Raw genomic sequence first — 25,201 nt, forward strand, 5'->3', positions numbered from 1 at the left:
TCGGTTTTTTTATTTGTTCTTGTAAGGTTTAGAACATTCCGCCACCACCTTGTTTTTCATTATTATCTCTTTGTCTTCTTGCTTTAGCACGGTTTTTACCGCCACCAAATCTGTAGTTAAATCCGATATAAGTAGTTTGACTTTCCCAGTTAAATTGCCCTTTTTGTGCATAAGGTCTGGTAGCATCAAATCCGAATTTCATTCCTTTAAAAATATCATTTACTCTTAAACTTACCGTTCCTTTTCCTTTTAAAACACTTAAGCTAGCTCCGGTATTTATCATCCACATTTCTTTTACATTCCATTGAATATCTTCTCTTGGTCCACGATACATTGCAAATAATTGGAATTTTAAGTTTTTAGTAGCTCTAAAATTATTACTAATTCGTGCGTTAAATGTTTCGTTTTGAACTTCAATTCTTGCTGAATTAGGATTGCTTAAATCGGCAGTTCCAAATTGTTTTTGCGAATAAAAATCCATACTAGAGTTTAAACGCCACCAGTTGTTTACTTTGTAATTGGCAGAAAACTCTAATCCGTAAGAATCTGTGTCATCAAAATTAGCAAAAGATAAAATCTGACGTACTTCATTTGGGTCTGTTGGGTCTTTATAAGTAACACGAGAAATGGCATCACTAATTTTACGATAAAAAGTACCAAAAGATAACGAACCTCCTTTTATTTTACGAGTATAATTAAATTCTAATGAATTGGTAAACTGCGGATCTAAATTTTCATTACCTATTGATGTAATTAGCGGAGTACTCCATTGTCTTATCGGATTTACCTGGCCAATTCCTGGCCTGTCAACCCTACGACTATAACTTAGCTGAAATTGATTTTTATCAGAAGGATTAAAGGTGAAAAATGCCGATGGATAAATTGAGAAAATATCGTCGCTTACTTTTGCAGGAGTTTCGTTTTCTAAATTAAAAGTTCCGTCTATTTTGTATTGCTCTAAACGCGCCCCTAATTGCATGGTAACTTTACCAAATTGATGTCCGTAGTTAACATAACCCGAGTAAATTTTTCGATCGTAATTAAAAGAAGAATTTCCTATTCTTTCGGTACCCGTTATTTGCGGATCTCCATTTACATCTAAAATAACATCACCATTTACATCTGTTAAATAAGTGTTTTCTTCTTGATTCGTTAAATTGTTGTTTTTGGTATTATTAACTCTGTATTCTAAACCAATTTCTAATTTTCCTTTTTCTGAAATAGGATTGGTATAATCAAGATTGATTAAAGTATTTTCACTATCGTTTTCAATATTATTAAAATAATTTAATAGTTTAGAAGATGTATTTACAAGGTCTTTATTTGTTGAGTTTTCAGGATTATCAGAATAAGAATAAGTACTTTCAAACTCTAAATTATGACCTTCTTTTTCAAAATCAATTTTATAATTAACATTGTAGTTACTTGAAGTTCCATCTACATTTTGATTATTCGGTGCATCAGAACTAAGTACGTTGTTTTCAAAAACTTTAGCTCTTGATAAGCTGTTTGCCGAAAACCAATTTTGTGTAGTGTAAAAAGATAAAGTGTTTTTATCATTTACATAAATATCGGCACCAATTTTAACTAAATTAGAAGTATTAGCATTGTTACCTCTAAATTTTTGAAGGCTATTATTACTAGGTCTTTCTATCGATCCATGGTTTAAATTATCACCAGTATTGTATCCGTAATTTCCAAAGAAATTTACTTTACCCGTTTTATAATTCATGTTGGTAGATCCGTTAAAACGTGTAAAATGATCTGTGGTAACGCCCATATCAACAGAACCATTAAAACCTAAGTTGGCATTTTTATTTAAAATAATATTAATAATACCGCTCATTCCTTCTGGATTGTATTTTGCTGAAGGATTGGTAATTAATTCGATACTTTTTATTGATGAAGACGGAATTTGTTTTAGCAATTGCGCAGCACTTACATTGGTTGGTTTTCCGTCAACAAGTACACGTACGTTATCGTTTCCACGTAAGCTAATTCCTCCTGTTTGACTATCTACACTTACAGATTGTACGTTGTTTAAAAGTTCTGAAGCAGTAGTACCTGCGGCTGTTAAATCTTTACCAACATTAATTACTTTTCGATCTACTTTTTGAGTTACGGTAGATGTTTCTGCTCTAATTTCAACTTCATCTAACGTAGTGCTATCTTCAGCAAGTAAAATAGTACCAAGGTTTAATTTTCTATTTTTATTGCCAACTGTAATAGGTTTAGAAACTGTTTTATAGCCAATAAATTGGATTTCTAAGATGCTTTTTCCTTCAGGAATATTTTTGATAGAAAAATTTCCATCGTCGTTTGTAATTCCGCCAGTTAAAATTTTATTAGCAGCATCTTTAATAATAATATTTACATAAGGCAAAGGCTCTTTTGTTGTTTTATCAATTATTTTACCAGTAACAACTCCTGGTTTAGGTAAGCTACTTTTTGGCATTTGTGCAAATAAATTGACACTAAATACGGTTAAAAATATTAATAGTAGTTTTTTCATTTTGTTTATTTTTCGATTGTTTTGATGCTTAATAGACTATCTATTGTTTAACTTTGTTACTCAGTTTAACAGAGTTTAACGTATCATTAACAATTATGGAAAAAACAACTTTAGTTATAGGAGCTTCTTTAAATCCTACGAGATATTCTAATATTGCAATTAAAAGATTAAGAGACAAAGCGGTAAAAACAGTTGCCGTTGGTTTAAAAAGTGGTAAAGTGTTGGATGTGGTTATTGAAACATCAAAAAAAATGTTTAACGATGTTGAAACTGTAACATTATATTTAAACGCAGAGCGACAAAAAGAATATTACAATTACATAATTTCATTACAACCAAAAAGGGTAATTTTTAATCCAGGAACTGAAAATCCAGAATTTTACACTCTTTTAAAAGAGAATGATATTAAAAGCGAAGTAGCATGTACGTTGGTTTTATTATCAACCAATCAATATTAATTTAAAACGGAAGTAGGCGTAGTGTTTAGTGAATATTGTTTTCCGGCTTCGGCTAATTCTACATTTTTAAAAATTGTTTGTGCCTCGTCTTTAAAATCATTGATGTTTGAATATCGGCTAGAATAATGACCAATGATTAACTTGTTTGCGTTTGCTTGGTTAGCAATTGAGGCAGCTTGTTCGGCAGTAGCATGTTTTGTTCGTTCACATAAATCTTCTCTATTTTTTAAAAAGGTAGCTTCGTGATATAAAAGATCTACATTTTTAATAATAGGGACAATGTTTGGTTTGTATGCAGTATCACTACAAAAAGCAAAACTTTTAGATTTTGGTGGATCGATAGTTAGTTTTGAATTCGGAATGACTTCTCCAGTAGTTAAAACAAAATCTTTACCTGCTTTAATGTTATGGTAATCGCAAGTATCAATTTCTGTGTATTCTTCTATTTTACCAATATGTAATTTTCTAGGTTTTGGTTTTTCTTTAAATAAAAAACCGTTGGTATAAACTCTATGATCTAATGGAATGGTGAGTACAGAAACATTGTCATCTTCAAAAATTAACTCACTTTCTTTCGATTCTAATTCATGAAAATGAATGTGATATTTTGTCCAAGATTTAGATAATTTTAATTGAAGTGTGGTAACTTCTTTAATTCCTTTCGGCCCATAAATATGTAAATCTTTTTCGCGATTTAAAATACCAAAAGTTGAAATTAAACCAATTAAGCCAAAAAAATGATCACCATGTAAATGAGAAATAAAAATATGATTGATTTTAGAAAAACCAATTTTATATTTACGCATTTGTCGTTGTGTACCTTCGCCACAATCTATTAAAAAATGTCGATTGTTAATTTCTAAATATTGAGACGTAGGGTGCGCATTAACTCTTGGTGTGGCAGAATGGCAACCTAAAATGGTTAATTTTAAACTCATTTATTTTATAACAAAACGTTTAGAAATAACTTCTTTGTTACTTTGTATGGCATATATATACATACCCGATTTTAAATCGTTGCGATGAAAAGGTATAGAATTACGGCCGTTTAAAACTTTTATTTTTTTAGAAAACACTGTTTTACCAAGAACGTTTCTAACTGTTAAAATTACAGTTTGATTCATTTTAGAGTTAACAAAAATAGTAGTGTTATTAGTAAAAGGATTAGGAGATGCTACCAACTTATCGATAGATTTTTCTTGAGAAAAACTAGAAAGCGTTACTAAGAGGAACAAAAAGAGTATTTTTTTTACCATATGTATTCATTTAGGGGGATCATAAATATAAGGTTAAAAACCTAAATCACGTTGAATATCTTCCATTTCAATAACATCTTCAGCTTCAATTATTGTTGGTACAATGTTAATTGTTTCAGGAAAATCATCAATATTCACATCCTTTAATACGATTACAAAAGATGTGCCGTTTTTTTGATGTTGCTCAACGTACTCCAAAAATAATAAAATATTTTCGATAGAAGGATTAAAATTGTCTGAAATTTTAACGATAAGGTGTTTTTCCTTAATGTTAAGGTGCTCTTTTTCAAATGTTTTTATAAAATCTGAAAAAGAATTCTCATCGCACGTTATTAAAATATACGAAGTTTTATCCTCTATTTTCATAATTATCTTTTTATTTGTTGCGCCAATAAATAAATAGCAGCCATACGAACTGCAACACCGTTTTCAACTTGATTTAAAATAATAGATTGACTACTATCGGCAACATCACTTGTTAATTCTACACCACGATTTATTGGTCCTGGATGCATTATAACAATTTCTTTATTTAAACCATCAAGTATTTCTCTGTTTATTCCAAAAAGTTGTGTGTACTCTCTCGTTGACGGAAAATATTTAATATCCATACGTTCATGTTGTACACGTAAAACGTTGGCTACATCACACCATTCTAAGGCTTTTTTTAAGTTTGTTTCAACTTCAACACCTAAACTAGAAATGTATCTAGGTATTAATGTAGTTGGGCCACAAACTTTAACCTTTGCACCTTGTAATTGTAACGCAAATATGTTTGATAACGCTACACGAGAGTGTAAAACATCACCAACAATTACAATTTTTTTACCTTTTAAGTTGCTGTTTAAAGCCTCTCGCATAGAAAAACTATCTAACAATGCTTGGGTAGGATGTTCATGAGTACCATCACCAGCATTTATAATTTTTGCATCAACATGTTTTGATAAAAATATACCAGCGCCCACACTTGCATGTCGCATTACCACAATATCTACCTTCATGGCTAAGATATTGTTTACAGTGTCAATTAAAGTTTCGCCTTTTTTTACTGATGATTGTCCTGCTGAAAAGTTAATAACATCAGCAGATAATCTTTTTTCGGCTAATTCAAAAGATAATTTTGTACGAGTACTGTTTTCAAAAAATAAATTAGCAATGGTAATATCTCTAAGAGATGGTACCTTTTTAATAGGTCTATTTATAACTTCTTTAAAATGAGAAGCAGTTTCAAAAATAAGCTCTAAATCAGTTTTGTTAAGGTATTTAATACCTAATAAATTTTCAACGCTTAACTGCTTCATTTTAGTTTGTTTTTATAATCATAACTAATCAAGCTTGGTAGGCTTGGTTTCTAGGTAAATAGTATCTTTTTTATGAGTTTCAAACCAATTAACAATTACTTTTTCTTGGTTAATGGCATCCACTTGTCTTCCTCTGTAATTAGGTTGAATTGGTAAATGACGGCTAAAACGACGGTCAATTAAAACTAATAACTCAATATTTTCAGGTCTTCCGTAAGATTGTATTGCCGTTAAAGCACTTCGTACACTTCTTCCTGAAAACAAAACGTCATCAATAATTACTACTTTTTTCCCTTCAATTAAAAAATCGATTTGGGTAGATGTTGCTTCTAAAGGTTCGTTTCTTCGGCGAAAATCATCACGATAAAAAGTAATATCTAAAAAGCCTAATTGTAAATTTTTAATTTGATATTCATCTGTTAACAATTTAGCCAATCGCTTTGCTAAAAAAGTACCTCTTGGTTGCAGGCCTATTAAAACGGTATTAGAAAAATCGTTGTGATTTTCGATTAACTGACAAGCTAATCGATGCAGAATGATTTCAATTTCTTTTGAAGTAAGTAGTGTTTTTCTGCTCATGTTTTGCTATCAAATTGGTTTGATAGTTCAACGTTCAAAAATAAAGCAAAAAATTATGTCATCAAAATTAAAGTTGATGAAACATAAAACTATATGAATAAAATTATCTTTACATTTGCCAACTTTTAGAAAAGACTTGTAATATTATGATGAAATACCTTAAAAATAAGAAACTTAACATTAAAGATGATACGTTAGCTGGTGTAACAGTTTCTTTAGCAATGATACCCGAAGTAGTTGCTTTTGCGTTTGTGGCGCAAATTAGTCCAATTGTTGCTTTGTTTGGAGCATTTGTAGTGGGAATAATTTCTGCCGTTTTTGGCGGAAGACCAGGGCTTATTTCTGGAGCAGCGGGTGCTGTAGCTGTAATTTTTGTAAATATGATACAAGAAGGGTATGCAAAAGGATTGTTATTTGATCAGCCAGTTGAAAATATGGGATATTTTTATTTATTAGCTGCGGTTGTTTTAATGGGAATTATACAGGTTTTTGCGGGTTTATTTAAATTAGGAAAATTTGTGCGTTTAATTCCACACCCTGTAATGATGGGATTTGTAAACGGTTTGGCGATCGTTATTTTTATGGCACAATTAGGAATGTTTACCGAAAATAAAAAAGATTTTTTCGGACAAAATATGCGTAATACCGAATCGAAAGAATTGGTTTACAATGTAGCTGATAATCAAGTTAAAGATTTAAATTCGGGTACTGTTTTATTTACAATTGAAGGAAAATCAATAAAAAATAATGCAACAAACGAAGAAGCTTTTGTAATTTCTGACGGTCAGGTTTTTGATGCTAAAACCAAAAAAGTTGTTTTTAATGCTTCGGATGAAGGATTTTATTCGGTAAAAGATAGCGGAGTTGTAAAATCAGCAATGCAAGGTAGTACCTTATATACAATGATTGGTTTGGTGTTATTAACGATGTTAATTGTTTGGGGATTGCCAAAATTAACAACAAAAGTTCCGGCGGCATTAACTGCTATTTTAATTGTTACTTTAATTTCAATATTTAGTGGCTTAAACTCAATTAACGTTGGAGATTTTATTAGAGATGGAGGTGGAGCTGGTTTAAACGGAATTGATGAAATTTCTAAAAAATTAAATTTATTAGAATTGTGGAGCAGCTTGCCTTTTAATTTAGATACCTTAAAATTTATTGCACCGTATGCATTTTTAGCAGCTTCGGTTGGTTTAATAGAAACGTTAATGACTATGAATTTAGTGGATGAATTAACGGATAGTAGAGGTAATGGTAATAAAGAGTGTGTTGCCCAAGGAGCAGGTAATATTGTAAGTGGTGTTTTTGGTGGTACTGGTGGTTGCGGTATGATTGGTCAAACAGTTATAAACATCAACGCTGGTGGTAGAGGAAGATTATCTGGAGTAATGATGTCATTAACCTTATTAACTTTTATTTTATTTGCTGATAAATATATAGAGCAAGTGCCAATTGCTGCTTTAGTAGGTGTAATGTTTATGATGGTGATTGAAACTTTTGCATGGTCTAGTTTTAGAATTATGAAAAAAATTCCAGCTTCGGATGCTTTTGTATTAGTTATCGTTTCTGCTGTAACCGTGTTTTTCGATTTAGCGATAGCAGTATTTGTTGGAGTTATAATTTCGGCTTTATCTTTTGCTTGGACAAGTGCCAAGAAAATTAGAGCAAGAAAAAGAATGAAAGCAGACGGAACAAAAGTGTATGAAATTTGGGGACCTTTGTTTTTTGGAAGTATTACTACTTTTAATGAAAAATTTGATGTTAAAAACGATCCAGAAAGTATTGAAATTGATTTTGTAGAAAGTAGAATTTCAGACCATTCTGCTTTAGAAGCCTTATTTATTTTAGTAGAAAAATATCAAAAAGCAGGAAAAAAAGTAAAACTAAAACACTTAAGTGAAGATTGTAAAGTGTTAATGTATAAGGCAAACGATAAGTTTCGTGATGTGATTATAGAAGCTGTAGATGATCCTCGTTATCATTTAGCTGAAAATCCTGAGGCTTTTCCAGAACCTTTATCAGAATATGAGTTTTAAAAAAAAATCCCGCAATTTGCGGGATTTTTTTTGAAGTTAAACTTTATGTATTGGGCTAACAATTTCAACATCACTAAATGCAATTGCACCTCTTACAACACTATCAATAGTGCTTTTTAAAGCTTCTATTAATTGCATTTTTAGTTGCGACTTATGGTAAATTAAACTAACCTCTCTTGCTGGTGGCGGAGTTTCAAACTCTCTTAAATGAGCTTTGTCATTTTCATTAAGGTCTAGCGTATTTAAGTAAGGTAATAAAGTCATTCCTAATCCATCTTTTGATAGTTTAATAAGTGTATCAAAACTTCCGCTTTCTAGTTGAAAATGATGTGTGGTGCTTTTTTTATTAGTTCTACATAAATTAATAATACTGTTTTTAAAACAATGTCCGTCTTCTAAAAGTAAAATATCATCAACATCTAAATCATCAATTTTAATTTTAGATTGTTCATATAACCGATGTTCTTTAGGTATTAAACCAACAAAAGGTTCGTAATATAAAACACGTTCTTTTATGGCTTCATTTTCTAAGGGAGTAGCGGCTAGGGCGGCATCGATATGTCCATCAGTTAATTTTCTAACAATTTCTTCAGTTGTTAGTTCTTCAATAATTAACTGTACTTTAGGATACTTTGTGTTAAATATTTTTAAAAACATTGGTAATAAAGTAGGCATAACCGTGGGGATTATTCCTAATTTAAATTCGCCACCTACAAATCCTTTTTGTTGATGTACAATATCTACAATTCTATTGCTTTCATCAACAATAACTTTAGCTTGACTAATTATTTTTTCACCAACTTCGGTTAGTTCTATTGGTTTTTTTGATCGATTAAAAATTTTAGCATCCAATTCATCTTCTAATTTTTGAATTTGCATACTTAACGTAGGTTGTGTAACAAAACAATGCTCTGCAGCAATGGTAAAGTTTTTATGTTCTGCAACAGCAAGTGTATATTTTAATTGAGTAATGGTCATTCTATCAAATTTTTTGATAAAGATATTAAAACTATCAATAACTGTTATAGTTTTTAAGTATTATTTGATGTAATTTTGTGGTAAGAAAAATATGAATTTAAAACAATAAAAGATGAATACAACAGTTATAGGTTTAGATAAAGAGCAAACAGAAAAATTAATTTCGGAGTTAAATTTACTTTTAGCAAATTTTCAAGTATATTACCAAAATGTAAGAGGTTTACATTGGAATATTAAAGGAAAGAATTTTTTTGAATTACATGTAAAGTTCGAAGAATTTTATACAGATGCTCAAGAAAAGGTTGATTTAATTGCCGAACGTATTTTAACATTACAAGGAACGCCATTACACACGTTTGATGATTATGTTAAAATTGCAAAGGTGCAGATAGGTAAAAACATATCTAAAGATGAAGAAGCAGTTACTTTAGTTGTTAATTCGATAAGTGAACTTTTAAAAATAGAACGCATTATTTTAGAGCTTTCAGATGTAGCAGGAGATGAAGGAACAAATTCTATGATGAGCGATTTTATTTCAGAACAAGAAAAAATGTTATGGATGATGAATGCTTGGTTGAGCTAATATCGTCCATATTTTGGGGAACTGAGCAGCGTCATTGGCGCTGCTTTTTTAGTTTAAAAAAGATGCTTAATTAAAATACGAATACTTACAAAGGCAATTAATACTGCGGTTGCTTTTTTTAGTTGAATGGGGCTAAAAAATTTATTACTCATCCGACTTCCAAATTGTCCACCAATAAAAACAGTAAATAATAAGATTGAGGTTAATTTCCAGTCGATTAAAAAATCGGGATTCAAATATTGTCCAGATAAACCAGCTATTGAATTTACTAAAATAAAAAAACTGGAAGTTGCAGCAATTTTTTTAGGGGTATCCCAGTTGGTTAAGTGTAAAAAAGGAGCAAGAAAAATACCGCCACCAATACCTACCATACCAGAAATAAAACCGATACCACCACCATAACTAATATTTTTAGTAGTACTAGCATTGTTCATTTTATTTTTATTGACAGGTGTGTTTTTTGCAAGCCACATAGTAATTGCTGCAATTAATAAAGTGATTCCTAAAAGAATAAAAAAGATAGTTTGACTTATTTTAAGGTAGCCTCCTAAAAAAGCTAAGGGTACACTGAAAAATACAAGGGGAAGTATTTTTTTCCAGTGAAATGTATTTTGTTTTTGAAATAGTAAAACGTTACTAAAAACAACAATAATATTACAAACTAATGAGGTAGATCTTATTTGTGTATAGGCTATCCCTGTTATTGCTAGTACAGCTAAATAGCTAGAGCCTCCACCAAAACCAACAGAAGAATATAGTATAGCAATAATTAAAAAAAGAAAAATAATGTGCCAATTTAAAAAAAAGACTTCTACTAAGGTTATCAAATATTATTACTTATAATTAAATACCCAAAGATAATTTAAATTGTTGAGGTGTTAAAAGTTCATTTTTCTTAAAAAGCCTATTAAAATAAGTTACACTATTAAAACCTGTTTTATAAGCGATATTACTTATGTTTTCGTTAGGGCTACTTTTAATTAATTGTTTTGCAAGTTTAATTTTTTCAGTATTAATATATTCTACGGGTGTAATACCTAAAGTGCTTTTAAATTTCTTAAAAAAATGAGATTTACTCATACAAGCTTTTTCAGATATTTCGTCTAAAGTTAAATCGCTTTTTGTTAAGTTTTCTTTAATGTATTTAATAGCATATCCTATACGCGTATCTTTAAAAACACCGTTAACATCGTTCAAAATAAGTTTTCTAGCTTTACTTTGTAATAAACGAATAATTAATTCTTGAATCATTAAATCTAATAAAGCATCTTTAGATTTAGCATTTTTAATAAAAGTACTTGTTAATCTGTTTACAAGAATATTTATCTCTTCATTGTTATTTAAATGAGAGCAATTGTTTTTTAATTCCCAATCGTTCTTTTTACGTTCAATAACGGTGGCTTCGTTAAAGTTATAAACTACTTCGTTTATTTTATTTTGATCAATAACTAAGCCTAAACAAGAGGTTGGATTAGCTAAAGATGCTTCAGGGAAATCTATTTTCATACCATTGTTTTCTGGTATAACTAAAGATTCTCCAGGTAGAAAAGAAAAAGGATCTTTATTGTTAAAGGACATTGTTTTTTTTCCTGAAATCATACAAGCAATAACAGTTTGATCGAAATTTAAATGTACATTTTTAGTGTTTTCAAGAGTTTCAAAAATATTTAATTCAGCATATTCTGATGCATAAATAGTTCTGTTTTCAATGAGGGTAACTAGTTTTCTCCCTTCATAATGTTGGCGGTTTAATGAGATCATAATTTTTTAGTCATAGTTTTTCGAAGAGTAAGATAGTTCAATTATTTAAGAATATAGTTCAATTATATTCTTTTTTTTCGATGTATATTTGAATTATTATCAGTAATATTTATCTGAGGCAGAGGTTTTTGTAATAAAACCACCAACATATAATCTCCCCCTTGAGTTAAAATGGTATGAAAAAGAAAAAAAAACTAACGCTTTTTTAAGTGTTAGTTTTTTTGTTTTATTAAAGAATAATGTTTTTTAAAAGAAGATTAAGAGTAGTATCGTTCAGGTATTTAAGAATATAGTTTAATTGTTTTTTGATTTACAAACTTATCTTTGAAATATTGATAAAAATTTAATTTAAAGAATAAATTATAATAATGTTTCCCCCAACTTATAGTTTTTATCTAAATTAAATTAATATGAAAAGAAAAAAAACTAACACATGAAAAAGGTGTTAGTTTTTTTGTTTTAGCTATATTTTAATGCTGTTAAATGTGTTATTGTTCAGTGGTTGATAATAGTTAAACCTCAATAAGTGCTTTTTAATTGTTATTTTGAATTAGAACATCATGTAATTTCTGCCCAAACTAAATATTGATGTAAAAAATAAGAGTATTCGTTAGCTTTTTTTGTTGAATTATATTTTAATTAGTTGATAATAAGATTGTTCAATTATTTAAGAATATAGTTTTATTTTATTTCCTATTAAGAATATATCTTTGAATTGTTAATTAATTATTAGGGTTTTTATATAACTAACCACCAACATATAAGTCTCCCCCTAAATTAAATTGCTTAGAGAAAGATAAAAAACTAACACACGAAAAAGGTGTTAGTTTTTTTGTGGAGTACATTTAAAAAATCGATAATTGTAATAAGTTAATCAAAAGGGTAATAAAATAGCTAATATGCATTTTATCGATAAAATATTGTCATAAGTAGAAAAAAAGCAATAAAATTGTTTAATTATGATAAATTAGTGTTTTTATAATTAGATAGCATAATGAGTAATTACCATATTAAAAATTTAGAAGAATATTTTCAAGTATATAGAAAATCGGTACGTAATCCAGAATTGTTTTGGGATGAAATAGCTGAAGAACACTTTGTTTGGAGAAAAAAATGGAACAATGTTTTAAGTTACGATTTATCTAAGCCAGAAGTAAAATGGTTTGAAGGAGCTAAATTAAATATAACAGAAAACTGTATAGATCGTCATTTACAAATAAGAGGTGATAAAACCGCTATATTATTTGAACCTAATAGTCCTGCTGAAAAAGCAGAGCATATTTCGTATAAAGAACTGCATAAACGCGTTTGTAAATTTGCCAATGTTTTAAGAGAAAACGGAATTAAAAAAGGCGACAGAGTTTGTATTTATTTACCAATGATTCCTGAATTAGCAATTTCTGTGTTAGCATGTGCTCGTATAGGCGCCGTACATTCGGTTATATTCGCAGGTTTTTCATCAACAGCTTTATCAACAAGAATAAATGATTGTGAAGCAAAAATGGTAATTACTTCGGATGGATCTTATAGAGGTACAAAAACAATTGATTTAAAAAGTATTGTAGATGAAGCTTTAGAAAGTTGTAATTCTATAAATACTGTTTTAGTTGCCAAAAGAATTAATTCGGATATTCAATTAAAAGCAGGTCGCGATAAATGGTTACAACCTTTATTAGACGAAGCGTCAGATATTTGCGAACCAGAAATTATGGATGCTGAAGATCCGTTATTTATTTTATATACTTCAGGTTCAACAGGAAGTCCGAAAGGAATGTTGCACACTACAGCAGGTTATATGGTTTATACTGCTTATACATTTAAAAACGTATTTAATTATAAAGAAAACGATGTGTATTGGTGTACGGCAGATATTGGTTGGATTACAGGGCACAGTTATATTTTATATGGTCCGTTGGCAAACGGAGCAACAACAGTATTGTTTGAAGGGGTACCAAGTTATCCTGATTTTGGGCGTTTTTGGGAAATCATTGAAAAGCACAAAGTAAATCAGTTTTATACTGCGCCAACAGCAATTAGAGCTTTAGCAAAAGAAAAATTAGAATTTGTAGATTCTCGAGATTTATCATCATTAAAAGTTTTAGGTACCGTTGGCGAACCAATTAATGAAGAAGCATGGCACTGGTATAACGATAATATAGGAAAGAAAAAAAGTCCGATTGTTGATACTTGGTGGCAAACCGAAACTGGTGGGATTATGATTTCTCCGATGCCATATATAACACCAACAAAACCAACCTACGCAACCTTACCTTTACCAGGAATTCAATTAGCATTAATGGATGAAAATGGAGAGGAAATAAAAGGAAATCAGGTAGATGGACGTTTGTGTATAAAATCTCCTTGGCCTTCAATGGCAAGAACTATTTGGGGAAATCATCAAAGATATAAAGAAACTTATTTTTCAGCTTTTGAAGGGAAGTACTTTACTGGTGACGGCGCTTTAAGAGATGAAGTTGGGTATTACCGAATTACAGGTAGAGTAGATGATGTGATTATTGTTTCTGGTCACAATTTAGGAACCGCACCAATAGAAGATGCAATAAATGAACATCCTGCGGTAGCAGAAAGTGCTATTGTTGGTTTTCCGCACGATGTAAAAGGAAACGCATTGTACGGTTATGTAATTTTAAAAGATGTTGGTGAAGGTAGAGATCACAATAATTTACGAACAGAAATAAATCAAATTATAACAGAACATATTGGACCAATTGCAAAGTTGAATAAAATTCAATTTACAATAGGATTACCAAAAACACGATCAGGAAAAATTATGCGTCGTATTTTACGTAAAATAGCGCATAACGAACTAGATAATTTAGGAGACGTTTCAACATTATTAAATCCTGAAGTGGTGCAAAATATTATTGATAACAGATTGTAATTTTTAAATACGATTACTCAAAACGCAATTAGCTAAAATAATGCGTTGTATCTTGCGAAAAATTATACCTAATAATTTAAGAATCTTCTTAAATTACATAAAGTATTATTGACGATATAACAAGATGAGTATTGTAAATATTAGAACATATCTAGAAAAATCACTAACAATTAATGATAGTGATTGGAATTTTTTTACCGCTAGATTAAAACTAAAAAAAGTAAAAAAGCGTACAAAACTTTTAAAAGTAGGAGAAGTAGAAAAGTCTATTTCTTTTATTGATAAAGGAGTTGTACGTTTTTTTATTCCGAAGGAAGACAAAGAAAAAGAAATCACTTTCGGATTTTGTTTTAACAACGAGTTTGTAAGCGCGTACGATTCGTTTTTAACCCAATCGCCTTCTTTGTACGAATTAGAAACACTTACCGATGTAGAAATGTGGAGTATTTCGTACAATGATTTGCAAGAAGTATATAAAAAAACAATGATTGGTAATACTTTAGGTAGATTATCGTCAGAACGTTTATATTTAATAAAATCTAAAAGAGAGCAGTCGTTATTAAACGAAACTGCCGAAGAACGTTATCTTAAACTATTTGATGAGCGACCAAAGCTTATTAAGGAAATTCCGTTAAAATATATTGCGTCATATATTGGAGTCACCGCGCAAGCTTTAAGCAGAATTAGAAAGCGAATTACTTAACTTAGGTTCATTTTTTATACCGTAGTAAATTTGGTTCTTTGTATTCTAAATTTACAAGAATGACGGTAGTAGTTTTCATGATTTTTTTATGGTATTCAGGATTGTTTTTTCAAACTTTCTTTTTACATCGATATGCAGCTCATCAAACATTTACGATGTCTAAATTCGGAGAAAAAATATGTTTTGTTCTTACTTGGGTTTTTCAAGGGTCAAATTATTTAAGTGCTTATGGTTATGGTGTAATGCACAGGTTGCACCATGCTTATGCTGATACAGAGAAAGATCCACACTCACCAAAATACGATGAAAACTTATTTAAAATGATGTGGCGTACCAAAAATATTTATCAGGATATTAATAATCAAAGAATTGCAATTGCTGATAAGTTTACTAAAAATGTACCGCAATGGAAAAGTTTTGATGATTTTGCAAGCTCTAAATTTTCTAGATTAACATGGGGAGTTTTATATGTGGTTTTTTTTGCTTTTTTTGCAACCGCTTGGTGGCAATGGTTGTTTTTACCAGTAGCATTTTTAATGGCGCCAATACACGGTGTAATTATTAACTGGTTTGCACATATTTATGGTTATGTAAACTTTAAAGTTGGCGATACTTCTAAAAATCTTTTGCCTTTCGATTTTTTAATGATGGGAGAAGGCTATCATAATAATCATCATGCACATGGTGGACGCGCAAATTTTGGAGGCGTTCGTTGGCACGAAATAGATGTAACGTATTGTATAATGGTAGTTTTAGATAAGTTAAAATTAATTAAACTTAAATAAACAATTTTGCTATTCTGTCATGCTAAAAATAGCTGGCATGTAATTTGACGCGTTCTATTATTATCGATAAAAAATAATAGCATGCAACATTTACAAGCGTCATCAACAAAAAGTAAAAAAAAGCCTAAAGTAACTATTACTACAGCTTTTAAAACTATTATTTGGCCCAGAAGAAACCTAGTTTTTATAGGTTTACTTCTTATTGTGGTTAAAAGTTTGTCTGGTTTAATACTGCCTTGGCAAAGCAAAATTCTTTTAGATGAGGTTGTGCCAAATAAAGATTTTAATCAATTATATTCTTTACTCGCAATAGTAATTGTAGCAATTTTATTACAAGCAATAACTTCTTTTTTACTAACACGTATTTTAAGCGTACAAGCACAATATTTAATATCAGAATTACGAGCACAAGTACAAAAAAAAGTACTGTCGTTGCCTATAAGTTTTTTTGATAACACAAAATCTGGAGCCTTGGTTTCTAGAATTATGAGCGATGTAGAAGGGGTTCGTAATTTAATTGGTACCGGTTTGGTGCAATTGGTTGGCGGAACAATAACCGCAGTAATTTCGTTGGTTATTCTAATCAATTTAAATCCGTGGATGACATTATTTGTTTTTTTACCGATTTCTATTTTTGGTTTGGTGGCTTTAAAGGCATTTAAGTTTATTCGTCCGATTTTTAGAACTCGCGGAAAAATAAATGCTGAAGTAAAAGGAAGATTAACTGAAACTTTAGCAGGTGTTCGAGTAATTAAAGCATTTAATGCCGAAGCACAAGAAAATAAAACGTTTGAATCTGGGGTAGAAAAATTATTTCAAAATGTAAAAAAGAGTTTAACAGCTACGGCTATAATGACGAGTTCTTCAACATTTTTAATAGGTGTTGCAACAACCGGAATTATGGGAATTGGTGGTTATTATATGATGAATGACAGTATGACTTCTGGTGAGTTTTTATTTTTTACTTTGATTCTTGGTTTTATGATTGCGCCAATAGTACAAATGAGTAATATTGGTAGTCAGTTAACAGAAGCTTTGGCAGGTTTGGATAGAACCGAAGAGTTGATGAATATGCAGGCTGAGGAGGATGATGAAAACCGAATTATTGAGTTAAAAGATGTTTCTGGAGATATAAAGTTTGATAATGTATCTTTTGCTTATGAAGAAGGAAAAGAAGTGTTAAAAAATATCAATTTTGATGTCCCGAAAGGAACCGTTACAGCTTTAGTTGGGAGTTCTGGATCAGGAAAATCAACTATTGCAGGGTTGTCGGCTACATTTTTAAATCCAAAATCAGGATTAATTACGATTGATAAACAAGATGTATCAAAAATAAAATTAAGTAGCTACCGAAAACATTTGGGAGTTGTTTTACAAGATGAGTTTTTGTTTGAAGGTACAATTAGAGAAAATATTTTATTTCCAAGACCAAATGCAACAGAAGAAGAATTGCAAAATGCCGTAAAAGCAGCGTATGTAAATGAATTTACAGATCGTTTTGAGGCTGGCTTAAATACTTTAATTGGAGAAAGAGGCGTTAAGCTTTCGGGCGGACAAAGACAGCGATTGGCAATTGCAAGGGCTATTTTAGCAAATCCGAAAATTATTATTTTAGACGAAGCTACCTCTAGTTTAGATACAGAAAGTGAAGCTTTGATTCAGAAAAGTTTATCAGAATTGATGAAAGAAAGAACCACCATTGTAATTGCTCACCGATTAAGTACCATAAAAAAAGCCGATCAGATATTAGTAATTGAAGCTGGTGAAATTGCAGAACGTGGTACACATGATGCGTTAATTGCTAAAAAAGGAAGGTATTATGATTTATATACTTATCAAGCTAAAATTTAAAATAACATTATATAAAGTATTTAAAAGCATCCATAATTTATGGATGCTTTTTTATTTTAAAAATACAAAGAACTTACGTAAGTTTACTGTTATTATTCGACTGTATTTTATATAAATAAAACAACAATCAAAAAATGAAAAAAATAGCCTTACTAATTGCAATTACTATAATTTTTGTTGCTTGTAAAAAGGAATCAAAAAAAGACGTTACTAAAGAAGAAACCTTAGTTAAAAAATACCCAGAAGCGTTAACTAAAGTTTTTGATAAACATGGTGGTATTGCTAATTGGAATAAAATGAAAACCTTATCGTACGGTTTAAATAAAGAAGAACATACTACAGATTTACATTCAAGAAAAACGGTTGTAAACTCTAAAGAATATTCGTTAGGTTTTGATGGAAAAAATGTTTGGGTTTCTGATACTACTAAGTATAAAAAAGATCCGAAGTTTTATTATAATTTATACTTCTACTTTTATGCAATGCCTTTTGTTTTGGCTGATGAAGGAATTATATATTCTGAAACAAAACCTTTAATGTTTAACGGAAAAAAATATCCTGGTATAAAAATATCGTACAAATCAAATGTTGGTTCATCACCAGACGATAACTACTTTATTTATTACGATAATGTAACAAAAGAAATGCAATGGTTGGCTTATACGGTTACTTATTTTAGTAAAGAAACTTCTAGTAAAACAAGTATTATAAGATATAACGATTGGGAAAATGTTAACGGATTTTCGTTGCCAAAATCTTTAACTTGGTACCAACAAGATGAAAAAGGGAATCCGACAGTACCTAAAAGACCAGCAACCGAATTTACGTTACCTTTATTAAGTGAAACTGCATTGTCGGATAGTTTTTATCAAAAACCAAACAAATAGATGAATCCTAAAAAATATACTTGGAAAAAAGAGTACAGTCTTGTTTTAATCGCAAACGTAATTTATATTGCTTTGTTTTATCTAATTACAAACTTATATAACAACTAGCATATGCAAATTATAGATTGGATTGTACTTTCGTTAACATTGTTATTTATTGTTTTTTACGGAGTTTGGAAAACAAGAGGAAGAAACAATGTAGAAGAGTATATTAAAGGAGGTAATGATAGTAAATGGTGGACGATTGGTTTATCGGTAATGGCAACGCAAGCAAGTGCTATAACCTTTTTATCTACACCAGGGCAAGCGTTTCATAGCGGAATGGGATTTGTACAGTTTTACTTCGGATTGCCAATTGCTATGGTGATTATCTGTTTGGTGTTTATCCCGATTTATCATAAATTAAAAGTTTATACCGCATATGAATATTTAGAAGGTCGTTTTGATAAAAAAACAAGAACCTTAACAGCAATTCTGTTTTTAATTCAAAGAGGATTAGCAGCAGGAATCACCATTTTTGCACCTGCAATTATTTTATCTGCCGTATTAGGGTGGGATTTAGTAACCTTAAATATCATTATTGGTTTTTTAGTAATTATTTACACGGTTTCTGGCGGAACAAAAGCCGTAAGTGTTACTCAAAAACAACAAATGGCAGTGATTTTTGCAGGAATGTTTATTGCTTTTTATTTGATATTACAATATTTACCAGACGGAATTACGTTTACAAAAGCACTAGAAATTGCTGGAGCTTCGGATAAAATGCAAGTATTAGATTTTTCTTGGGATTTAAATAATCGCTATACAGTTTGGACAGGTATTTTAGGAGGAACTTTTTTAATGCTTTCTTATTTCGGAACCGATCAAAGTCAAGTACAACGTTATTTATCAGGAAAATCGGTTCGTGAAAGTCAGTTAGGATTAATTTTTAACGGATTGTTAAAAGTACCTATGCAGTTTTTTATCCTATTGGTAGGGGTAATGGTATTTGTGTTTTATCAATTTAATACCTCGCCCTTAAACTTTAATCCGAAAGCAAATGAAGCTGTTGAAAAATCACAATACGCATTAGAGTATAAGCTTTTAGGTGAAAAACATATTGAGATAGAAAATCAGAAAAAAACATTGATTTTCGATGGATTATCAGAAGAGAATAAAAAACAATTACAAGCGTTAAACGAGCAAGATAAGTCGATAAAAAAACAAGCAAAAACCATAATTACAAAGGCAGATGATGAGGTAGAAACGAACGATAAAGATTACGTTTTTATCCATTTTATACTACATAATTTGCCAAAAGGATTAATTGGATTGTTATTAGCGGTAATTTTATCAGCAGCAATGTCGTCAACCGCCTCTGAATTAAATGCGTTGGCAAGTACTACTGTAATTGATTTATATAAACGTAATGTTGCCAACGAATATGACGAAGCACATTATGTAAAAATGACCAAATGGTTTACCTTCGGATGGGGGATTTTAGCAATTTTGGTGGCTTGTGTAGCTAATTTGTTTGATAATTTAATTCAGTTAGTAAATATTATAGGTTCCATTTTTTACGGAAACGTATTAGGGATTTTCCTATTAGCATTCTTCTTTAAATTTGTAAAATCAAACGCCGTTTTTATCGCAGCAATTATTACACAGTTGATAATCATTTTTGTTTGGAAAGCAGACTGGCTACCATTTTTATGGTTAAATGCATTAGGAGCTGGTTTGGTTATTTTAATAGCTTCTTTATTACAACCATTTTTAAAGAAGATGAATAAGTAATAGTTGTAAGTTTAGTTATTTCTGATATAAATAAAAATAGATCAAATATGTGAACCTGAACTTGTTTCAGGTTCGCATAACCACTGAGCGCTATGATAAATGAGATTTTGAAATAAATTCAGAATGACGTTAAAGTAAGATTACTTTTTATTATTCAGATGTTTTGCTATATAAACTCCCATACTAAAACAGGCTTGTAGTAAATAACCGCCAGTTGGCGCGTTCCAATCTAGCATTTCACCAATACAAAAATTATTTTTAAGTTTTAACAATTCAAAGTTTTCGGTTACTTCATTTAATGCAATTCCGCCAGTAGTAGAAATAGCTTCATTTATTGGTGCTGCTTTTTTTACAAAAAGTGGTAACGCTTTTATTTTTTTTGATAGTATATTTTTATTAGTAAATTCTTCTTTGGTTAAAGTTGTTCTTAGAAGATCAATTTGAGGTTGACTTAATTTTATTGTTTTTTTAAGAATATCAGTTGTAGTTCTTAAATTAGAAGTTGTTGTTTTTTGAATTACTTCGTTAAGTGTAAACATTGGTTTTAAATCTAAAAATACAGTTGCTGTTTTGTTTGCAGAAAGTTGCGATTGTATTTCGGGACTTAACGCATAAATAGCGTTTCCTTCTAATCCGAATTTTGTAATAACCAACTCTCCTTTTTGAGTTTTATCTAAACAAGTAAGTGCAATGTTTTTTAAAGGTTTTCCATCATTTTTTGTTATAAAATCATCTTTCCAGTTAATATTGTAAGCACAATTTGCAGGTAAAAAAGAGGAAGTTTTTATTCCTTTATTTTTAAATTTTTCTAACCAATTTCCATCAGAACCAGTAATTTTCCAGCTAGCGCCTCCCATTGAAAAAATAGCATAATCAGTTTTTATAATTTTATCATCATTAAAAACTAAATCATTTGTGTTATTCCATCCTTTCCATTCGTAATTGTAAAGAAACTGAACGTTTTTATCAACCAAAAAAGCCTTAATTTTATTTAAAACCATAATAGGTTTAATTCCTTTTTCTGGATACACTCTGTTACTACTTCCTACAAAAGTTGGAATATCAATAGTTAATAGCCAGTTTTGTAAATCTTCGTTTGTAAAATTTAATAAAGCATTTTTAAGAAAAGTAGTAGGAGTATATCGTGTAATCATTTTATCGATATGTTCTCCGTGACTGAGGTTAAATCCGCCATCACCAGCAACTAAAAACTTTCTTCCAAGCGATTTTTTTTTCTCGTAAATTGTAATGTCAAATTTATCAGAATCTAAAAAAGCTGCAGTAAGTAGGGCAGAAGAACCGCCACCAATAATTGCTATTGATTTTTTCATGCAACAAAATTACTATTTGTTTTTAAGGTGTGTATAAAAATTAATAGAAAAGAAAAAGACTGCCTTTTATGACAGTCTTTTTCTTTTCTATTTTTAAAAATGTAAAAATTACATTTTAGCTAAAAACTCTTTGTTCATTTTTACATAATCAGCATTTCCAGCTTTTTCAGCTCCAGCTAAAGATGCTTTTGCAGCTTTAACAGCTCCTTTTTTATCTCCAGCTTTTGCTAAGATTAAAGATTGCTGACGTAAATACCAAAAACGAGGCTTGTCTTTAGTCATATCAACAGCTTTGTTAATCCAAGTAGCTGCTTTTTTAATGTCTTTATTACTTTGTAAATAATATACAGCAGCAGAATAATAATCACCTGCTTTTGGTCCGTTCATTGTAGATACAATGCTAGCTTCAACAGCTTTTTCAGTTGGAGTATTAAATTTTACACCAACATAAGCGTTTTCCCATAACATTCCTAAAACAGCAGAGTTGTTTGTAATATCATCAATAGTCATTGTAAAAGTTTCTATTTTCATTGGCATCATGTCAGCCTTTACAGTGGTAGATAAAGCTACTTTTTTATCATCCCATTTTCTTGGATTACCCCAATTTGTTGCATCCGAATAAAAAATTACTTCCCAAGAAGTTTTTCCTGGTTTTGTATATAAAGCGTATGTTCCTTTTTTTAATTCTTTTCCATCAATCGTTACATTATCACTAAAAGTAACTTTTGTGTTTGCATTTGCTCCAGTTCTCCATACTTTTCCATAAGGAACTAAATCTCCAAAAATAGTTCTTCCTCTCATTCCTGGTCTAGAATATTCAACAGTAACATCTGTTAATCCAACTACTTGCTCTAATTTAGAAGCAGGACTTGGAGCTGGTGTTTTTATTTGTGCGTTTGTAGTAAAGGCGATTGCTGTTACAAACAAGCTTAAAACTAATTTTTTCATGATAATTGATTTGATTTATGTTTTGATGCTAAAATTACAAGGAATTAGTTTGTTAAATGTTAATGAAAACTTAAAATATATACCAAGTTTTTAACAGATATTTGCAATATGAAAAAATATATTTCAGAATTAATAGGAACTTTTGCCTTAGTTTTTTGTGGTACAGGCGCAATGACGGTAAGTGAAATTACAAACGGAGCCGATTTAACGCACACAGGTGTTGCAATAACTTGGGGATTAATAGTAATGGCGATGATTTACGCTTTTGGAGAAATTTCTGGAGCACATTTTAATCCAGCAGTTACTATTGCTTTTGCGTATGCAAAGAAGTTTTCGTGGAAAGAAGTTCCTAAATATATTGTAGCACAACTTTTAGGAGCCATTTTAGCTAGTTGTGTTTTATGGATTTTATTCCCAGCGAGTGAATATTACGGCGCAACGATTCCGTCTTTAACACCTTGGCGAGCTTTTATTTTAGAATTTTTATTAACCTTCTTTTTAATGTTAACCATTATAAATGTTTCTACCGGAAGTAAAGAAATAGGCGTAATGGCAGGAATAGCTATTGGGGGTGTAGTTTTATTAGAAGCCATGTTTGCTGGTCCAATGACTAAAGCATCTATGAATCCTGCACGTTCAATTGCTCCGGCGTTGGTTTCTGGTCATTACGAGCATTTGTGGTTGTATATTTCAGCTCCGATTTTAGGTGCTTTATTAGCGGTAATTTCTTGTAAGTTTGTTAAAGAAGATAATTGTTGCGATGGTAAATGTTAGTATTTTAGGTTGTGGTTGGTTAGGAAAACCATTGGCAACATATTTAATTGAAAAAAAATATATAGTAAAAGGATCAACAACTTCTGATACTAAATTAAGAACACTTAAAGAAAAAGGAATTCAGCCTTTTTTAATTGATATTGATGAAGATACGAATAAGGATATTCAAAAATTTTTAACTTCGGATGTTTTAATAATTGCCATTACATCAAAAAATGTTTTAGGTTTTAAAGGGTTGATTAACGAGTTAGAGAAATCAACCATAAAAAAAGTAATTTTTGTGAGTGCAACCTCGGTTTATCCGAGTTTAAACAAAGAAATGACCGAAGAAGATGAAACAATAAATTCTCCTTTAGTTGAAATAGAAAATGCTTTTAAAGAGAACATTAATTTTGAAACTACGATAATTCGTTTTGCAGGATTATTTAACAATGATAGAAATCCCGGAAACTGGTTTGAAAACAAAAAGATTCCGCATCCGAAAGGGTATGTAAATATGATTCATCAAGATGATTGCGTAGAAATTATTTATCAAATTATACAACAAGATGTTTTTGGAGAGCTTTTTAATGCGTGTTCTAATCATCATCCAACAAGAGAAGCGTTTTATACCAATGCAAAACAAAAACTAAAAAAGACAACACCCATTTTTGATGATTCTTTGCCGTTAAAATATAAAATTATTAATTCGGATAAAGTGCAAAAACGTTTAGGTTACACTTTTATATATGATGATTTGTTAAGTTTAATTAAAGATAATCTAGATAAATAACCATTAAACTGATTTAGTAACACAGCTTAATGATTATTTATAAAATCTGATTCTTAAAAGAAATATATCAAAACAACTATTTAAAGTTTAATGTTACCTTTTTTTATTTCATCTAATAAACCTCGTATTGTATAACCATGTTCATGGTGTGTTTTAAATACTTTAGCATTTTTTATTTGTAAGAATTGTATTTCTTGTTTGGTTAAACCACCAACTCTTTTATCTTTAGGACTGTAAATATATGTTACGTTAGATAAATCTATACTTTTTAAAGCTTTTATGTATGAGATTTCACCAATTGCAGCTTTTAATCTTTGTTTAGCTGTGTAGTATTTAATAGCCCAAATATTATAATCTTTAAAGTCATTATCTTTTTCATCAGAAACAAATGTTATTCCATCGTCATATATTCCGTTGAAACCTTTTTTGTGAGCTTTAATTACATTTTTAGGGTCGTTAATTCTACCAGAAATAATTACATATTTATCTGCTAAGCTTGTATTTGAAGCTAAATAATGAGGAATAATATATGCACCGTACGAATGTCCCATTACCCAAACCGTTTTACCTTTTTCTTTAAAATGTTTAATCGCTTTAGAGAGCATTTCTGAAGTGTTATTTACTTCTTTTCTTGCCATTTTCATAGTAAAATTACAATCGTAAGTAAACATTTTTGGATTAAAAGTATTGGCTTGATGTAAATGAATACTGTAATAATTTTTATAATTTGGTAAATGCCTCCAGTGAGATTTTTTGTTTTTTTCAAAATCTAGCTCATCTTTGGGGCCACCTTGTAAAAAAATTATGACGATTTGTTTTGTTGAGTCTCCTTCTGCTACCCATAATTTTGTTATATCCTTTGGTATAATTGTTTCTGGATATGAAAAAGCTGGGTTACTTCCATTTGTTGGTTGTACACTTTTACAAGATGTAGATATTAAACTTAGTAGTAATAATGTAAAGATGAATATTCTGCTCATTTTTTTTATTTAAATATTATTAAGCAAA

At 30.1% G+C, this 25,201-nt stretch carries 23 protein-coding genes; 11 read left to right on the top strand and 12 right to left on the bottom strand.

Annotation, left to right across the window (positions count from 1 at the left end):
• Nucleotides 1-28: 28 nt before the first annotated feature.
• Entirely contained in the window at nucleotides 29-2,512 is a 2,484-nt protein-coding gene (locus tag ACN5J5_RS10180) for a TonB-dependent receptor domain-containing protein (protein ID WP_418644799.1), read from the bottom strand.
• A gap of 95 nt (nucleotides 2,513-2,607) precedes the next feature.
• Here ACN5J5_RS10180 and ACN5J5_RS10185 point away from each other — a divergent pair, with 95 nt between their 5' ends.
• Nucleotides 2,608-2,970 carry a CoA-binding protein gene (locus ACN5J5_RS10185; protein ID WP_418644800.1) on the top strand — a complete coding sequence of 121 codons (363 nt, stop codon included), beginning with the start codon at nucleotides 2,608-2,610 and terminating at the stop codon, nucleotides 2,968-2,970.
• On the opposite strand, the gene ACN5J5_RS10190 is transcribed toward ACN5J5_RS10185, so the two are convergent.
• Genes ACN5J5_RS10190 through pyrR form a run of 5 tightly spaced genes read right to left on the bottom strand, consistent with a single transcriptional unit; the run spans nucleotide 2,967 to nucleotide 6,106 of the window.
• Nucleotides 2,967-3,908: a ribonuclease Z gene (locus tag ACN5J5_RS10190; protein ID WP_418644801.1), complete on the bottom strand. Its 942-nt coding sequence runs from the start codon at nucleotides 3,906-3,908 to the stop codon at nucleotides 2,967-2,969. The genes ACN5J5_RS10185 and ACN5J5_RS10190 overlap by 4 nt on opposite strands.
• Nucleotides 3,909-4,226, bottom strand: a complete 318-nt coding sequence (locus ACN5J5_RS10195) for a T9SS type A sorting domain-containing protein (RefSeq protein WP_418644802.1) — start codon at nucleotides 4,224-4,226, stop codon at nucleotides 3,909-3,911.
• A 33-nt stretch (nucleotides 4,227-4,259) separates the two neighbouring features.
• On the bottom strand, nucleotides 4,260-4,592 hold the full coding sequence (locus ACN5J5_RS10200; protein ID WP_418644803.1) for a hypothetical protein: 333 nt from the start codon (nucleotides 4,590-4,592) through the stop codon (nucleotides 4,260-4,262).
• A 2-nt stretch (nucleotides 4,593-4,594) separates the two neighbouring features.
• Nucleotides 4,595-5,527 carry an aspartate carbamoyltransferase catalytic subunit gene (locus tag ACN5J5_RS10205; RefSeq protein WP_418644804.1) on the bottom strand — a complete coding sequence of 311 codons (933 nt, stop codon included), beginning with the start codon at nucleotides 5,525-5,527 and terminating at the stop codon, nucleotides 4,595-4,597.
• Between the two features lie 24 nt (nucleotides 5,528-5,551).
• Nucleotides 5,552-6,106 carry a bifunctional pyr operon transcriptional regulator/uracil phosphoribosyltransferase PyrR gene (gene pyrR, locus ACN5J5_RS10210; protein WP_418644805.1) on the bottom strand — a complete coding sequence of 185 codons (555 nt, stop codon included), beginning with the start codon at nucleotides 6,104-6,106 and terminating at the stop codon, nucleotides 5,552-5,554.
• 146 nt (nucleotides 6,107-6,252) lie between these two features.
• Here pyrR and ACN5J5_RS10215 point away from each other — a divergent pair, with 146 nt between their 5' ends.
• Complete coding sequence (locus tag ACN5J5_RS10215) at nucleotides 6,253-8,145, top strand: SulP family inorganic anion transporter (protein WP_418644806.1); 1,893 nt, start codon at nucleotides 6,253-6,255, stop codon at nucleotides 8,143-8,145.
• A 36-nt stretch (nucleotides 8,146-8,181) separates the two neighbouring features.
• Here ACN5J5_RS10215 and ACN5J5_RS10220 read toward each other — a convergent pair whose 3' ends face one another.
• Nucleotides 8,182-9,123 carry a LysR family transcriptional regulator gene (locus ACN5J5_RS10220; RefSeq protein ID WP_418644807.1) on the bottom strand — a complete coding sequence of 314 codons (942 nt, stop codon included), beginning with the start codon at nucleotides 9,121-9,123 and terminating at the stop codon, nucleotides 8,182-8,184.
• 112 nt (nucleotides 9,124-9,235) lie between these two features.
• Here ACN5J5_RS10220 and ACN5J5_RS10225 point away from each other — a divergent pair, with 112 nt between their 5' ends.
• The gene (locus ACN5J5_RS10225) at nucleotides 9,236-9,706 is read left to right on the top strand and encodes a Dps family protein (RefSeq protein WP_418644808.1); all 471 of its coding nucleotides are present in this window, start codon (nucleotides 9,236-9,238) and stop codon (nucleotides 9,704-9,706) included.
• Between the two features lie 53 nt (nucleotides 9,707-9,759).
• On the opposite strand, the gene ACN5J5_RS10230 is transcribed toward ACN5J5_RS10225, so the two are convergent.
• Together ACN5J5_RS10230 and ACN5J5_RS10235 are read right to left on the bottom strand one after the other, a co-directional pair.
• Nucleotides 9,760-10,533, bottom strand: coding sequence for a sulfite exporter TauE/SafE family protein (locus ACN5J5_RS10230; protein ID WP_418644809.1), 774 nt, complete (start codon nucleotides 10,531-10,533; stop codon nucleotides 9,760-9,762).
• Nucleotides 10,534-10,549: 16 nt separating this feature from the next.
• On the bottom strand, nucleotides 10,550-11,467 hold the full coding sequence (locus ACN5J5_RS10235; RefSeq protein WP_418644810.1) for an AraC family transcriptional regulator: 918 nt from the start codon (nucleotides 11,465-11,467) through the stop codon (nucleotides 10,550-10,552).
• A 994-nt stretch (nucleotides 11,468-12,461) separates the two neighbouring features.
• On the opposite strand from ACN5J5_RS10235, the gene acs reads away from it, so the two are divergent.
• From acs to ACN5J5_RS10265, 6 genes are all read left to right on the top strand, one after another.
• Nucleotides 12,462-14,369, top strand: a complete 1,908-nt coding sequence (gene acs / locus ACN5J5_RS10240; RefSeq protein ID WP_418644811.1) for an acetate--CoA ligase — start codon at nucleotides 12,462-12,464, stop codon at nucleotides 14,367-14,369.
• A 130-nt stretch (nucleotides 14,370-14,499) separates the two neighbouring features.
• Nucleotides 14,500-15,072: a Crp/Fnr family transcriptional regulator gene (locus ACN5J5_RS10245; RefSeq protein ID WP_418646544.1), complete on the top strand. Its 573-nt coding sequence runs from the start codon at nucleotides 14,500-14,502 to the stop codon at nucleotides 15,070-15,072.
• 59 nt (nucleotides 15,073-15,131) lie between these two features.
• Nucleotides 15,132-15,857, top strand: coding sequence for an acyl-CoA desaturase (locus ACN5J5_RS10250; protein WP_418644812.1), 726 nt, complete (start codon nucleotides 15,132-15,134; stop codon nucleotides 15,855-15,857).
• 81 nt (nucleotides 15,858-15,938) lie between these two features.
• Nucleotides 15,939-17,708, top strand: coding sequence for an ABC transporter ATP-binding protein (locus ACN5J5_RS10255; RefSeq protein WP_418644813.1), 1,770 nt, complete (start codon nucleotides 15,939-15,941; stop codon nucleotides 17,706-17,708).
• Nucleotides 17,709-17,842: 134 nt separating this feature from the next.
• Entirely contained in the window at nucleotides 17,843-18,595 is a 753-nt protein-coding gene (locus ACN5J5_RS10260) for a hypothetical protein (RefSeq protein WP_418644814.1), read from the top strand.
• A 111-nt stretch (nucleotides 18,596-18,706) separates the two neighbouring features.
• Nucleotides 18,707-20,368, top strand: coding sequence for a sodium:solute symporter (locus ACN5J5_RS10265; RefSeq protein WP_418644815.1), 1,662 nt, complete (start codon nucleotides 18,707-18,709; stop codon nucleotides 20,366-20,368).
• Between the two features lie 140 nt (nucleotides 20,369-20,508).
• Here ACN5J5_RS10265 and ACN5J5_RS10270 read toward each other — a convergent pair whose 3' ends face one another.
• Both ACN5J5_RS10270 and ACN5J5_RS10275 read right to left on the bottom strand, forming a co-directional pair.
• Nucleotides 20,509-21,699, bottom strand: coding sequence for a TIGR03862 family flavoprotein (locus ACN5J5_RS10270; protein WP_418644816.1), 1,191 nt, complete (start codon nucleotides 21,697-21,699; stop codon nucleotides 20,509-20,511).
• A gap of 108 nt (nucleotides 21,700-21,807) precedes the next feature.
• The gene (locus ACN5J5_RS10275; RefSeq protein WP_418644817.1) at nucleotides 21,808-22,647 is read right to left on the bottom strand and encodes a DUF2911 domain-containing protein; all 840 of its coding nucleotides are present in this window, start codon (nucleotides 22,645-22,647) and stop codon (nucleotides 21,808-21,810) included.
• Between the two features lie 108 nt (nucleotides 22,648-22,755).
• Here ACN5J5_RS10275 and ACN5J5_RS10280 point away from each other — a divergent pair, with 108 nt between their 5' ends.
• Together ACN5J5_RS10280 and ACN5J5_RS10285 are read left to right on the top strand one after the other, a co-directional pair.
• On the top strand, nucleotides 22,756-23,421 hold the full coding sequence (locus tag ACN5J5_RS10280; protein WP_418644818.1) for an MIP/aquaporin family protein: 666 nt from the start codon (nucleotides 22,756-22,758) through the stop codon (nucleotides 23,419-23,421).
• Nucleotides 23,384-24,193, top strand: a complete 810-nt coding sequence (locus ACN5J5_RS10285) for a dTDP-glucose 4,6-dehydratase (RefSeq protein ID WP_418644819.1) — start codon at nucleotides 23,384-23,386, stop codon at nucleotides 24,191-24,193. Before ACN5J5_RS10280 ends, ACN5J5_RS10285 begins: the two co-directional genes overlap by 38 nt.
• An 80-nt stretch (nucleotides 24,194-24,273) precedes the next feature.
• On the opposite strand, the gene ACN5J5_RS10290 is transcribed toward ACN5J5_RS10285, so the two are convergent.
• A complete protein-coding gene (locus tag ACN5J5_RS10290) occupies nucleotides 24,274-25,173 on the bottom strand; it encodes a hypothetical protein (protein ID WP_418644820.1) in 900 nt (299 codons plus the stop codon).
• Between the last annotated feature and the right edge of the window lie 28 nt (nucleotides 25,174-25,201).

The sequence above is a fragment of the Tenacibaculum insulae genome (assembly GCF_964512435.1).
Taxonomy (GTDB): domain Bacteria; phylum Bacteroidota; class Bacteroidia; order Flavobacteriales; family Flavobacteriaceae; genus Polaribacter; species Polaribacter insulae_A.